Origin of the sequence: Paraburkholderia sp. BR10882 (assembly GCF_040948855.1) — a bacterium.
GTDB lineage: Bacteria > Pseudomonadota > Gammaproteobacteria > Burkholderiales > Burkholderiaceae > Paraburkholderia > Paraburkholderia nodosa_A.
Map to the genome: position 1 here is coordinate 729251 of NZ_JBFPKP010000001.1, position 13556 is coordinate 742806.

Annotated in this window: 11 protein-coding genes; 5 read left to right on the forward strand and 6 right to left on the reverse strand. The window is 68.3% G+C overall.

The window, feature by feature from the left end:
• The first annotated feature begins 55 nt into the window (after positions 1 to 55).
• Together AB3X99_RS03375 and AB3X99_RS03380 are read left to right on the forward strand one after the other, a co-directional pair.
• A complete protein-coding gene (locus AB3X99_RS03375) occupies positions 56 to 1060 on the forward strand; it encodes a helix-turn-helix transcriptional regulator (RefSeq protein WP_368616112.1) in 1005 nt (334 codons plus the stop codon).
• 64 nt (positions 1061 to 1124) lie between these two features.
• Positions 1125 to 3032 (forward strand): DUF3857 domain-containing transglutaminase family protein, encoded by a 1908-nt coding sequence (locus AB3X99_RS03380; RefSeq protein ID WP_368616113.1) that lies wholly within the window; start codon positions 1125 to 1127, stop codon positions 3030 to 3032.
• Between the two features lie 7 nt (positions 3033 to 3039).
• On the opposite strand, the gene AB3X99_RS03385 is transcribed toward AB3X99_RS03380, so the two are convergent.
• The 5 genes from AB3X99_RS03385 to glgC form a co-directional block, all read right to left on the reverse strand.
• Entirely contained in the window at positions 3040 to 4254 is a 1215-nt protein-coding gene (locus tag AB3X99_RS03385; protein WP_368616114.1) for a branched-chain amino acid ABC transporter substrate-binding protein, read from the reverse strand.
• A gap of 304 nt (positions 4255 to 4558) precedes the next feature.
• Entirely contained in the window at positions 4559 to 5020 is a 462-nt protein-coding gene (locus tag AB3X99_RS03390) for a hypothetical protein (protein WP_069269344.1), read from the reverse strand.
• A 101-nt stretch (positions 5021 to 5121) separates the two neighbouring features.
• A complete protein-coding gene (gene pdxY, locus AB3X99_RS03395) occupies positions 5122 to 5994 on the reverse strand; it encodes a pyridoxal kinase PdxY (RefSeq protein ID WP_069269349.1) in 873 nt (290 codons plus the stop codon).
• 161 nt (positions 5995 to 6155) lie between these two features.
• Complete coding sequence (gene glgA / locus AB3X99_RS03400; protein ID WP_368616115.1) at positions 6156 to 7646, reverse strand: glycogen synthase GlgA; 1491 nt, start codon at positions 7644 to 7646, stop codon at positions 6156 to 6158.
• A gap of 105 nt (positions 7647 to 7751) precedes the next feature.
• On the reverse strand, positions 7752 to 9017 hold the full coding sequence (glgC, locus tag AB3X99_RS03405; protein ID WP_069269342.1) for a glucose-1-phosphate adenylyltransferase: 1266 nt from the start codon (positions 9015 to 9017) through the stop codon (positions 7752 to 7754).
• 518 nt (positions 9018 to 9535) lie between these two features.
• Between glgC and AB3X99_RS03410 the strand changes: the two genes are divergently transcribed.
• Positions 9536 to 10531, forward strand: coding sequence for an alpha/beta fold hydrolase (locus AB3X99_RS03410; RefSeq protein ID WP_368616261.1), 996 nt, complete (start codon positions 9536 to 9538; stop codon positions 10529 to 10531).
• 24 nt (positions 10532 to 10555) lie between these two features.
• On the opposite strand, the gene AB3X99_RS03415 is transcribed toward AB3X99_RS03410, so the two are convergent.
• Complete coding sequence (locus AB3X99_RS03415) at positions 10556 to 11560, reverse strand: LLM class flavin-dependent oxidoreductase (RefSeq protein WP_368616116.1); 1005 nt, start codon at positions 11558 to 11560, stop codon at positions 10556 to 10558.
• Between the two features lie 434 nt (positions 11561 to 11994).
• Here AB3X99_RS03415 and AB3X99_RS03420 point away from each other — a divergent pair, with 434 nt between their 5' ends.
• Together AB3X99_RS03420 and hpnI are read left to right on the forward strand one after the other, a co-directional pair.
• Positions 11995 to 12264 carry a hypothetical protein gene (locus tag AB3X99_RS03420; protein ID WP_342945566.1) on the forward strand — a complete coding sequence of 90 codons (270 nt, stop codon included), beginning with the start codon at positions 11995 to 11997 and terminating at the stop codon, positions 12262 to 12264.
• The gene (gene hpnI / locus AB3X99_RS03425) at positions 12261 to 13550 is read left to right on the forward strand and encodes a bacteriohopanetetrol glucosamine biosynthesis glycosyltransferase HpnI (protein ID WP_069269339.1); all 1290 of its coding nucleotides are present in this window, start codon (positions 12261 to 12263) and stop codon (positions 13548 to 13550) included. Before AB3X99_RS03420 ends, hpnI begins: the two co-directional genes overlap by 4 nt.
• Positions 13551 to 13556: the final 6 nt, after the last annotated feature.

A 13556-nucleotide genomic window follows, 5' to 3' on the forward strand; every position in this document is an offset into this window, starting at 1 on the left:
TGTTACAACGGCAGACGTAGCCTACGAACGTAGTCAACGAACGTAGCCAACGAACGTGCCAACTTCACGCGAGGTTGCCGTGCAAGGTCTCGCCGTTTCATTGCAACGCGCGCTCGCCCAGCGCGAGCGCGAAGGCCGCGCCGATAGCGGCCGTGCGCCCACGGCGCGTCCGCTCGCGGCGGGCGCCGGCTGGTCGGTCGACGATGTGGTCTGCACGCTCGGTCCCGGCGACCGGCCTTACGAGGAGCGCCACACGAGCGCGTGCCTCGCCGTCGTGGCGGCGGGCGTATTCGGCTACCGCAGCGGCAACGCGCGCGCGCTGATGACGCCCGGCGCGCTCATGCTCGGGGAAACCGGCGCCTGCTTCGAATGCGGCCACCGTCATGCGGCGGGCGACCGCTGCCTCTCGTTCCACTACGACCCTGGCTGGCTCGACGAGCAGGCCGCAGCCGCGGGCCTCGCGCCCGGCGCGCGCCGCTGGCGGGCCGCGCGGGTGCCGCCGGTGCGCGCGCTCGCGCCGCTCGTGGCGCACGCTTGCGCCGACGCGCTCGCGCAAGAGCGGGACCATGCGACCGGGGTGGCCGCCTGGGGCGAAATTGCACTGGAACTCGCGCTCGCGACCTTGCGCGTGGTCGCGAGCGGCAAGGACGCGGCGACGCCTGCCACGCCGGGCGCCGCGGCGGCGGCACGTGTGGTTGCGACGCTGCGGCTGATCGACGAAACGCCCGACGATGCGCATACGCTCGCCAGCCTCGCGAGCGCGGCGGGCGTGAGTGAGTTCTATTTTCTGCGCACCTTCTCGGCGGTGGCCGGCGTGACGCCGCATCAATACCTGCTGCGCGCGCGATTGCGCGCCGCCGCCCTGCATCTTGCCGCCGACGACGAAGCGAAGATCGTCGACGTTGCGCTCGCGAGCGGCTTCAACGATCTGTCGAACTTCAACGCGGCGTTTCGCGCGGAGTTCGGCGCGAGTCCCCGCGCATGGCGTGTCGCGCAGCGCGAGTGCTCTCTCGCGCAGACCTCATGGCCGAACCCCGCGCAAGCCGCGGCGCGCGCCTGAGACGCCCATGACGCGAGGCGAGGGGCTCAGACGCGCCGCCCGGTGCGTTGCGTCGTGTCTAGCGTTGACGTTGGCAGTTGTGAGCGGCCATGCCCGCGCCCAGGCGAGCGACCGCAGCCCCGACAGCACGGCACGCGTCGAGACCGCCGATCGCGCCGCGCAAACCGACGTGCCGCCATACACGCTCGAGCGCGACGTGCATCTGTTCGTCGTGCAGCAGGACGGCTCGGTCGTCGAGGACGACGACACCGTGCTGCGCGCCAACACCACCGCCGGCGTGGACGAGATCGCCCAGCGTTACGTCTGGTTCAATAAGGATATCGAAACGATTACCCAGCTGTCGGCCGAAACCGTCGATCCGGACGGCACCGCGCACGCGGTCGGCGCAAGCGGCATTCGCGACGTGCAGGAGCCGCGCTCGGCGGGCGCGCCCACGTTCGAGGACGGCGTGCTGCGCACGGTGATCTTTCCGGGCGTCCAGGTCGGGTCGCGCGTGCATCTGCATTTCGCCAAGCGCCGCGCGAAGGCGCTCGACGCGGGCTCGTTCTCGTACTTCGTCGAGCCGACGGGCGAACCGGTCGAGTTTCAGCGCCTCATCTTCGATTTGCCCGCCAACGTGCCGCTCCACGCCGACGCGCGTGGCTACGCGGCGCTCGCCCCCGAGACGGCGAACGGCCGCACCCGCTACGCGTTCGACTACCGGCACGGCCCCTATCCGCCGCTCGAAGCTGGGGCGGTCGCCTACGTGAACTGGGGCGACCGGCTGATGGTGTCGACAATGCCCGACTTCGCCGCGTTCGCCGCGCGTTATCGCGAAGCCGCCGCCGATCCCACCGGGACCGATCCGGCCATCGCGTCGCTTGCGCAGGCGCTCACGGCGGGCGTGAGCGACCCGCGCGAGAAGGCGCGCCGCATTTACGACTGGATGCGCTTCAATATCCGCTATGTCGCGCTCTTTCTTGGCGAGACCGCGGCCGTGCCGCATCGCGCGACCGACATCCTGCACAACCGCTACGGCGACTGCAAGGACCACGTGGCGCTCTTCAGCGCGCTGCTCGCGGCGGTGGGCATACGCGCCGAGCCCGTGCTGCTCGATCTCGGCCCCGTCTATACGCTGCCCGACGTGCCGGGCTATGGCGCGCACGCGATCAACCATGCGATTGCGTGGCTGTCCGACCTCGGCGTGTATGCGGATACCTCTTCGGGCGGCTACGCGTTCGGTTATTTGCCGCCAGGCGTGATGGACCGGCCCGTGCTGCTCGTCGACGACGGCGTGCTTTCGCGTACGCCCGCGACCGTGCGGCGCGAGCGCACGGCGCGCCTGTCGCTCGAGGTGGCGGCGACCGGCGACGCCACCTACAGCTACTACGTGGAAGACGAAGGCGCGGGCGCGGAGCCCGAGCGCAACTCGTTTCGCCGCGCCACGCACGCGCAGGCGCAGCAACTCGCGGCACAGCGCCTGCGGCTCACCGGACTCGCCGGCACCGCGCACGTCAGCACGGCCCCGACCGAGGCAACCGACGGACCGTTTTCGGTGACGATGGAAGGCACACTCGATCATGTGGTCTGGCGCGACGGCACGACGGCAATCCCCGCCACGAGCAGCTTCACGGGTGGCATTGCCACGCAGATCGACAGCTGGCTCGCGCAGCCGCGCCGCACGCAGCCGTGGGCGTGCATCGGCGGGGAATTCACGGAGAGCGCGCAGATCGTGCTGCCCGCGTTCGCGCGCGTGACCGATGTGCCGCAAGACACGCAAGCGAGCGACGCGTTTCTCGACTACACGTCGCATTACGTGTTCGACGCGCGCTCGCGCACGCTGCAGATCGAGCGGCGGCTAGCGGCGCGTTTTGGTCACCAGATGTGCACGGCCGACGAATTCGCGCGGATGCGCGACGCGCTCTTGCGCATCGAGCGCGACACGCACGCGCAGATCGTCGTGCGGGCGGCGAGCGCGCCGCAGCAACCGTGAGCGGCGCTCAGCCGCCGCGCGTCGTCACGGGCACCCACACGCCTTTCTTCACCTGCCAGAGCGTGGAGGCGCCGTTCTTGAGCGAGCCGTCTGGCTCGAAGGCAATGCGGCCCGTCACGCCGTCGAAGGCGAGCGTCTTGAGCGCGCTGCGGTAGACCTCGGGTTGCGCCGATTTCGCGTTGACCATCGCGTGGATCGCGGCCCACGCCGCGTCGTAGCCGAACGGCGCGTAGGCGAGCACGTTGGCGCCGAAGCGGGCTTTATAGGCTTGCTCGAAACGCGGGCCCTCCGGCAGCTGCGCGAGCGGGCGGCCGTACTCCCAGGCCATCGCGCCTTCGGCGGCTGCGCCCGCGGCCTGGGTGAAGTCGGCGTTCGCCACGCCGCCGCCGCCCACGAACTGCGCGTTCATGCTGCGCGCCTTCATCTGCTTCGCGAGCGCCGCGCCCTGGTGCGCGAGGCCGCCGAAGTAGAGCAGATCGGCATCGGCGGCCTTGATTTTCGCGAGCTGCGGGCCGAAGTCGCTCGCCACGCTTTGCGCGAACTCGCGCGCGACCACGTTGCCGCCATGCTCGCGCACCGCGCGCTCGAACATGTCGGCTTCGCCCTGACCGAAGGCGGTGCGGTCGTCGATGATGGCCACGCGTTTGGCCTTCATCACGTCCACCGCCCAGGCGCCTGCGATGCCGGCGTTCTGCGCGTCGTTTGCAATCACCATGAAGGTGTTCGCGAAGCCTTGCGACGTGATGACGGGATTGGTGGCCGCGGGGCTGATCATCGGGATGCCCGCGCTCTCGTAGATGCGCGAGGCCGGAATGGCCGAGCCCGAGTTGAAGTGGCCGACCACGGCGTTCACTCCCTGATTCGCCAGCGTCGCGGCGGCCTGCACGCCGAGGCGTGGGTCGCTGCGATCGTCGATGGGCACGAGTTCGAAGTGCGCCGCCTGCTCGCCGATCTTGAGGTTTTGCGCGTTCGCCTCGTCGAGGGCGAGCTGCACGCCGTTTTGCAGATCGCGGCCGTAGTCGGCGGAGTCGCCCGAGAGCGGCGAGACGAAGCCGATGCGCACGTCGAGCGGGCCGGCGGCCAGAGCGCTGCGGCTCGCGCCGAGCGTGCCGACGGTGGCCAGCGCGCCGATCAGGAGCCCAGCCGCAAGCCTGCGGCACGCCCGGTACGGCGTGGCGAATGCGCAGGCGCCAGCGGTTGCAGGCGCGGCAGCGGGACTCATGGTGACTCCTTGCGCGACAGCGGCGCGGTGTTCTTGTGTGCGTTTTGTCCGGGTACGCCGCGCCGCGCGCCGGCGTGGCGCGTAGACGGGGCGTCTCGTCTTCGGGTCTTGCGTCTTGCTGATTGCGACTGCGGCTTGCCGGAACGGGCTGTGCGACGGCTGCGCGCGTGGGTGGCGTGTCTCGTGGGGGTCTCAGCCAGCTCCCCATGTGCGCCGGCTGGGCGCGCGCCCTCGCGAGGCGGCGGATGGCGAGCAATATATCAGGCCGCCAGGTCAGCCGCTCACGCCGTGCCGCGCGCTCGGGCTACTCGCCCCTTTGCAGTTCGAAGAGCGCGTCGCGCAGGCGCACGAGCGGCGCCATGGTGTCGGCGCTCGCCCATGCTTCGAGGTCGTCGAGCGCGCGGTTGCAGCCGTCGAGCACCACGTCGAGATCGACGGGAATGCCATTGGCGAGCGCGAAGCGAATCGTCGCTTCGAAGCGTGCGCATTCGTCGTCGCCGTACGAGATGTCGAGCGTGTCGGCAATGGTCTGGGCGATGTCGCTGCGTTCGCGCTCGCTCTCGTCGACGAAGTCGATGATGCCGCGCGCGACGTCGGGTGCATGGTAAAGCGCGATGTCGAGCCACACGGCGGCGTCGAAACCGCTTTCGTGGCTGTGTTCCTCGAAGTATTCGATGGCTTCCTGCTCGTGGGTCTCGCCGGCGTCGACGGCAAGGCAAAGCTGCTCGAAATACTCTTCCTGTTCGCTACGGATTGAATCGGACATCGGTCATTCTCTAAAGACGGTGGGCGCCGCGGCCGTGCACTGTGTCTGGCCGCCGCGAGTCATGCGGACGGCATTATAGGCCGCGCGCGCACCGCTTCAGTTTAGGCGGCTTCCACCGCCCAGGCGTCGAACCATTCGCGCGGGCGCGCGATCTGGTCTTGCGCCGCGACGATTTCCAGCTCGTAACGGCCTGCGTCGTAAGTCGCCTTCACTACGGCGTTCACGGCCGCGAGCGTGTGTTCGAACGCGCGGCGCAGCGAGTCGCCGAGCATCAGGCGCGCGACGAACACCGCGCTCGTCACGTCGCCCACGCCCACCGGCTGGCGCGCGAACGGGTAGAGCGGGCGCTGGCCGAGCCATGCTTCATGCTCGGTCACGACGAGCATGTTGAAGCGGTCGGCAGGGCTGTTGCGGTCGAGCAGATGCTTCACGAGGACCAGCTTCGGGCCGCGGCGCAGCAATTCGCGGCACGCGAGCACACCTTCTTCCGCGGTCTCGATCTCGCGGCCCACGAGTCGTTGCAGCTCGATGTGATTGGGGATCATCGCGTCGGCGACCTCGGGCATGTTGCGCACGAGGAACTCCTGAATGCCGGGCTCGACGCGGCAGCCGTTCTCGGCGTTGAGCGTGCCCATCACCGGGTCGCAAAAGTAGCGCGCCTGCGGGTTGGCGGCCTTGACGGCGCGCACCACGTCGATCACGGCCTGGGCCTGCTCGGGGGCGCCGAGGTAGCCAGAGAGCACCGCATCGCAGCGCGGCAGCACGCCGATCGCGCCGATGCCTTCGACGAGATCCACGACCTCGTCCGAGCCGATGGCGGCGCCGGTCCAGTGGCCGTATTGCGTGTGATTCGAGAACTGCACCGTGTTGAGCGGCCAGACATTGACGCCCAGGCGGCGCATGGGAAACACCGCGGCGCTGTTGCCCGCGTGACCGAACACGACGTGCGACTGGATGCTCAAAACGTTTTTCATGGCCGGTCCAGATTTCGTTATCGCTTGCGGCGCTTCGAGCAGCGCGCCTTTGCGCAGGTGCAGCAACGATAACCGAATTCGCTGCGCCCAGTCGATGGATGCGTGGGCGCGGTGTTGCGCGCGCGCTCGCTGCCAGCGGCTGCAATGCGTCCGGGCGGGCGCTAGGCCACGACGTGTTGACCGGCTAGCTCGCGATAGAGCGCCATGTAGCGTTGCGCCGACGCGGCCCAGCCGAAGTCCTGCTGCATTGCACGCGAGCGCGTCTCGCGCCAGTCGCGGCTGCGCCCGTAGAGCGCGAAGGCGCGGCGGATCGCGGCCGTGAGCGCGTCGGGCTCGAAGCGCTCGAACACGAAGCCGGTGGCGAGACCATCGGCGAGATTCTCCAGCGAGGCATCGACCACCGTATCGGCGAGTCCGCCCACACGGTGCACGAGCGGCAGCGCGCCATAAGCGAGCGCATAGAGCTGCGTGAGCCCGCACGGCTCGAAGCGCGAGGGGACCATCATCACGTCGGCGCCCGCGACGATCTCGTGCGCGAGCGTCTCGTCGAAGCCCAGCTCCACGGCCACCGATTCGGGATGCTGGTGCGCGGCGCGCGTATAGCCCTGTTCGAGGCTAGGGTCGCCGGTGCCTAGCACGACGAGCTGCCCGCCGCGCGCGACGATCTCGGGCAGCGCCGCGAGCAGCAGGTCGAGGCCCTTTTGCTCGGTGAGCCGGCTCACCACGCCGAACACCGGGGCGTCGTGCTTCTGCGCGAGCTTCATGCGCGTCTGCAGCGCCGCCTTGCAGCGCATCTTGCCGCTCTGGCGTGTGGCCGAATAGCGCGTGGCGATGGCCGCGTCGCTCGACGGATTCCAGACGGCGTAGTCCACGCCATTGAGAATGCCGACGAGGTCGTGCGTGCGGCCGCGCAGCAGCGCCTCGAGGCCGCCGCCCTGGGCGACCGTCTGAATCTCGCGTGCGTAGGTCGGGCTCACCGTCGTGATCTTGTCGGCGAAATAGAGGCCGGCTTTCAGAAACGAAAGCTGGCCGTAGAACTCCACGCCATGCATGTCGAAGAAGTCGCGCGGCAGGCCGAGCGTGTCGAACTGCTGCGCGGGGAAGATGCCCTGATACGCGAGGTTGTGAATCGTGAAGATCGAGCGCGCGCCGCCGGGCGCCAAGCTCGTGCCGCGCTCGCGCGCCGCCGCGCGCAGGTAGGCCGGCGCGAGTCCCGCATGCCAGTCGTGCGCCTGCACGATCGCGGGCGCCCAGTCGGCATCGAGGTGCAGCGCGAGTTGCGCGGCGGTCCAGCCGAGCAGCGCGAAACGTTGCGCGTTGTCGCCGTAGGGCACGTGCTCGGCGTCGAGGTAGGGGTTGCCGGGGCGCGCGTAGAACGCATCGGCGCGGATCATGTAGACGGCCAGCTCGCTGCCGGGCAGACGCCCGAGTTCGAGCGTCGCCTCGGGCGCGCCGAACGTGCGCGTAAGGCGCGCGACGGGGCGCAGGTCCTCGAGGCCCGCCGCCACGGGCGCGAAGCCCGGCAGCAGCAGGCGGGCGTCGGCGCCTTGTTCGATCAGCGCGGCGGGCAGGGCGGCGGTAACGTCGGCGAGGCCGCCGGTCTTCAGGAGCGGATACAGCTCGCTGGCTACGTGCAGGACGCGAATGGTCATCGGGAGTCAGTCCTCTCGGTGCTCGGGTTGCTTGCGGGTTGTTTGCGGGTTGGCGCGCCCGTGAGCGAAGCCGGTCTCGCGGATCGGCTTCGCGGGGCGCATGGACTAGCCAGGCAGTTTCGCCAGCGCCTCGCTCGTGACCAGCACGACGCCGCTCTCGGTGCGATAAAACCGCTCGGCGTCGCTCGCAGCGTCTTCGCCGATCACGGTGCCGTTGGGAACCGTGCAGCCGCGGTCCACGACGACCTTGCGCAGCCGGCAACTCGTGCCCACCGTCACCTGTGGCAACAAGACTGCCTCGGCAATGTTGCAGAACGACTGCACGACGACATTCGACGAGAGCACCGAGCGCGAGATCTGCGAACCCGAGATCACACTGCCGCCACACACGATCAGGTTGGTGCCCGAGCCCTGCAGGCCGTTGAGGTCGCGCACGAACTTGGCGGGCGGCAACTGTTCCTGGTAGGTCCAGATCGGCCAGTTGCGGTCGTAGAGATCGAGCGCGGGGATGGTCGAGGCGAGGTCGAGGTTGGCGGACCAGTAGGCGTCGACCGTGCCCACGTCGCGCCAGTAGGGTTCGGCGGCCGGGTCCGACGACACGCAGGACATGCTGAACGGATGTGCGATCGCATGGCCGTCGCTCACCACGCGCGGAATGATGTCCTTGCCGAAGTCGTGGTCGGTGGCCGAGCGCGCGATGTTCTCTTCGAGCAGTTTGACGAGATAGTTCGTGTCGAACACATAGATGCCCATGCTCGCGAGCGCGATGTCGGGGCGGCCTGGCATGGCGGGCGGATCCTCGGGCTTTTCGACGAAGCCGGTCACGCGGCGCGACTCATCCACGGCCATCACGCCGAACGCGCGCGCTTCCATGCGCGGCACTTCGATGCAGCCCACCGTACAGTCGGCGCCGCTTGCGGCATGGTCGGCGATCATGCGCGTGTAGTCCATCTTGTAGATGTGGTCGCCGGCCAGCACCACCACGTATTTCGGTCTGATCGAGCGGATGATGTCGATGTTCTGGTAGACGGCGTCGGCGGTGCCCCGATACCAGTGCGCGCCTTCCACACGCTGCTGCGCGGGCCACAGATCGAGGAACTCGTTGAATTCGCCGCGCAGGAAGCCCCAGCCGCGCTGCAGGTGGCGCAAGAGCGAGTGCGCCTTGTACTGCGTGACGACCGCAATGCGGCGGATGCCCGAATTCAGGCAGTTCGAGAGGGCGAAATCGATGATGCGGTACTTGCCGCCGAAGTACACGGCCGGCTTCACGCGCTTGTTGGTGAGCGGCCCGAGGCGCGTGCCGCGGCCGCCAGCGAGCACGATGGCGAGGGTGGTGCGTTGCAGATCGTTGAGGCTTGCCGGGGTTTCCATGGTCGTCTCCTTGTTGTGCCCCCCGGTACGGCCGCCGCGGCCCGCCTCGTCGTGCCCGGGCCGGTGCGGTCCTTCTTTCGCGTGCTTGTCGCGTCCCTGATGCGGCGCGTTTCGCGGTGCAACACGCGTGCGTCTCTCGCGTCGCGGACGTCTCGTGCGTCCTGTATTGACTGTTCTAGCACCGAATGCAGCGTAGCGCGAATTGCCGGTGCCCGGTGCCGGAGATGCGCGCCGCAGTCGTGCGAGGCGCTGATGAGCAGCAAACCGCATGCCCTACAGACGCGCTGGACGAGAAAGCCGGCATGAGCGGGGCGGGGCCGCTAGAATCGCTGGCTGTACCGGCGCCATCTCGCCGTCCTGTTCTTCTGTCCGACCTTTCGCCCGATCTCCCGTCGATGAGAGCCATCCTGAACCACACGCTTGCCCGCTTTGCTGCCTTCGCTCCCTTCGTTGCCGCGCTGAGTGCGGCCGCACTCTGTCACGTCGCCCTCGCTGCCGACCCCGAGGCGACCGGGGTCATGCCGTTGGCGGCGTCGTCACCGCAAGCCGCGATCGAGACGCCCGACGGCCCCGCGTATGGTGCCGAGCTGCAGGGCTTCGAGTATCCGCATCCCGTGCATGACTTTGCGTTCGTTTCGCAGGGCCAGACGCTGCACATGGCGTACATGGACGTGCAGCCCGCGAAACCGAACGGACGCACCGTGGTCCTGCTGCACGGCAAGAACTTTTGCTCGGCGACGTGGGACGCCACCATCCGCGAGTTGCACGCCACGGGCTACCGCGTGATCGCGCCGGACCAGATCGGCTTTTGCAAATCCAGCAAGCCCGCCTCGTATCAGTTCAGCTTTCAGCAGCTCGCGCGCAACACGCATGCGCTGCTCGCGGCGCTCGGCGTGCACGATGCGACGATCGTCGGCCATTCGACGGGCGGCATGCTGGCGGTGCGCTACGCGCTCATGTATCCGGGCGAAACGGAGCAGCTCGTGCTCGTGAACCCGATCGGGCTGGAAGACTGGAAGGCCAAGGGCGTGCCGTCGATTTCGGTCGACGACTGGTACGCGCGCGAGCTCAAGACGAGCGCTGACGGTATTCGCCGCTACGAGCAGGCCACCTATTACGCGGGCCAGTGGCGGCCGGCCTACGAGCCGTGGGTGCAGATGCTGGCGGGCATGTATCGCGGGCCGGGCAAGACGCAAGTGGCGTGGGACTCCGCGCTGCTTTACGACATGATCTACACGCAGCCGGTGATCTCTGAGTTCGGGCAGTTGCAGATGCCGACGCTCCTGCTCATCGGCGACAAGGACACGACCGCCATCGGCAAGGATCTCGCGCCGCCCGAGGTGCGTGCGCAGCTCGGGCACTATCCGGTGCTGGCCAAAGCCGCGCAGCGCGCCATTCCCCACGCGACGCTGGTGGAGTTCGCCGATCTCGGGCACGCGCCGCAGATGCAGGATCCGCGGGCGTTTCATGCCGCGCTGCTCAAAGGCCTCGACGCGTTGAACGCCTCGCACTAAGGGGGCGTTCGCACGCGGGCGCGGTTACCGTCCCGCGGCGGCTTCCTTCAATTCATCGCGCGCCTGCGCCGCCATCTCGAACGAACGCAGACGCGCCGCGTGGTCGTAGATCTGCGCGGTGACGATGAGCTCGTCCGCGCCGGTCTGCCCGATCACCGAGGCGAGGCCCGCGCGCACGGTTTCCTGGTCGCCCACCACGGAGCAGGCGAGCGAGTGCGACACGCCGGCGAGTTCGAACTCGTTTGCCGCGATCTGCTCGACCGGCGGCGGCAACTGCCCCGGCGTACCGCGCCGCAGATTCACGAACTGCTGTTGCAGCGAGGTGAAGAGAAAGCGCGCTTCTTCGTTGGTGGGCGCGCCGAACACGTTCACGCCGACCATCGCATGGGGTTTGGCGAGCACCGCCGACGGACGGAACTGCGAGCGGTACAGACGCAGTGCCGTGAGCAGATGGTCGGGCGCGAAGTGCGAGGCGAACGCGAACGGCAGACCCATGGCCGCCGCGAGCTGGGCGCCATAGAGGCTCGAGCCGAGGATATAGAGCGGCACGTTCAACCCAGCGCCGGGCACGGCGCGCACGCGCTGGCCTTCGACGGGCGCCGCGAAATAGCGCTGCAGTTCGGCCACGTCGTCGGGGAAGCTGTCGGCGCTGCCCTGCAGGTCGCGGCGCAACGCGCGCGCCGTGGTCTGGTCGGTGCCGGGCGCGCGCCCGAGGCCGAGGTCGATGCGGCCGGGGTAGAGCGCTTCGAGCGTGCCGAACTGCTCGGCAATCACGAGCGGCGCGTGGTTTGGCAGCATGATCCCGCCCGAGCCCACGCGGATGGTCTGCGTGCCGCCCGCCACGTAGCCGATCACCACTGAAGTCGCCGCGCTGGCGATACCCGTCATGTTGTGATGTTCGGCCAGCCAGAAGCGGTGGTAGCCGAGGCGCTCGGCGTGCCGGGCGAGATCGAGGGTGTTGTGCAGCGCGGCGCCGGCATGGGAGCCTGCCGGGATGGGCGAGAGGTCGAGTACGGAGAAGAGGGTCATGGGCTAGCGTGGGGCCTGTATGAGGGGCGCGACGCGCGTGCTGTGCGCCGGGTGCCCGACGCGAGGCCGCAAGGCAGTCGCAAGGTGCGGCCATTGTGCCAAACCACTTTCGTTCGTGCTGGCGGCCTTCGGGAACCCATGCAGGCGGCGTGGGTTCAGAAATGGCTGATTGCCTTTACGCCCAGTCAATTTGAATATTAACGAGAACTACTCCTGTTTCAATGCAAAAGCCGCGCTTTCAATTCAGAATTATTAAAGAACCATTTCTAGATGCTTACCGAATTTTTTCGGGTCGGAAAAGCGCTGGAAGGCAGCCGTTTAATCGCTGAAATAGTTACGCTTTTACAACTTTGGCAACGCATTTTCCCGCGTCCGTCGGAAGCAACTGACGGAGCTTGCTGATACAATTTTCGGCGTCGAATCGGGGATCGACCATGTCCAATGTTTCATACGATGGTTTATCTCCCTTCGTTGTTTGTTCAATTGCCTCGCATCCTGCAAACCGGCATCCATTGTCTGGTTTCCCGCTTCAAATACGTAATGCGGCTAAGATGCGCGGCTTATTTCTGGATTTTCAGGGCAGGGAAATGGTACGTGGTGAAACGCGAATTCCGGTCGGGGCACCGCAGGAGCTTCTCCCCTTGCGCGCAGCCCGCGGCGAGCGCGGCTTGGCCCACGTGACCCGGCAAGGCGGCGCGTCATGACGGTGGCGCAGGTTTTCGCCATCCCGGCGGCCTGGCCCGTGCTCGTCTGGGTCGTGGTCGTGCTGTGCGGCGTGGCCGCTTTCTACGGCCTCGTTGCCGCGCTGACGATGCCGCGCCTCGGTTCGGCCGCGCTCGTGCGCGAAGCCGCGCGTCGTGCGCGCCGGGCGCAACCGCAGCCTGTGAGCGTGCTCAAGCCCTTGTGCGGCGCCGAGCCACGCCTCTACGAGAATCTCGCGACCTTCTGCGAGCAGCGGCATCCGCGTTTTCAGTTGCTGTTCGGCGTGTCGTCGCCGGCGGACCCGGCCATTGCCGTGGTGCGCCGGTTGCAGGCGGCGTATCCCGGCCACGACATCGAACTCGTGATCGACCCGCGTGTGCACGGCAGTAATCTCAAGGTGAGCAACCTCATCAATCTGGCGGCGCGCGCGCGCTACGACGCGATCGTCGTGGCCGACAGCGATATCGCCGTCGAGCCCGACTATCTGGAGATCGTCACCGCGCCGCTCGCCGACCCGGACGTGGGCGTCGTGACCTGTCTCTACAGCGCCCGCAGCATCGGCGGTTTCTGGCCCCGCGTGGGTGCGCTCTTCATCAACGAGTGGTTCGCGCCTTCGGTGCGCGTGGCGCATTCCACGGGCTCGCGCGCGTTCGGTTTTGGCGCGACGCTCGCGCTTTCCCGTACGACGCTCGAGCGCATCGGCGGTTTCGCTGCGCTCAAGGACTGCCTCGCCGACGACTACCTGCTCGCCCGCTATGCGCGCGATCACGGCCTCGCCACGGTGCTGGCGCCAGTGGTGGTCGCCACCGACGTGATCGAGCCGACCTTCGGCTCGCTCTGGCTGCGCGAGACGCGCTGGCTGCGCACCATCCGCTCGGTGAATCCGGCGGGCTTCGCTTCGCTGTTCATCACGTTTCCCACGCCGTGGCTCGTGCTGGGCGCGCTGTTCTACGGCCTGCTCGCGGCCGGCGCGGGCATCGGCGCGTGCGCGACGACGCGCGCGGCGCTGGCCGGACTCGCCACGGCCACGATGGCGGGTATCATTGCGCGTTTGATACTGCACGCGCGAGCGAGCGGAAGCTGGCGAGGGTTCTGGCGCGATTTGCCGCTCGTGCCGCTGCGCGACGTGCTGCTGGCGCTGCAGTGGCTTTCCGCCGCGTTCGGCTCGCATGTGATCTGGCGCGGGGTGCGCGTGAGCGTCGCCAATCCCGAGGCCGCAGCGCCTTCCGCCATGGCCAGGCCCGCGAGCACGCGGCGGCCTGCCGTCGAAGGATCGGACGCTCGCTGAGGCGTC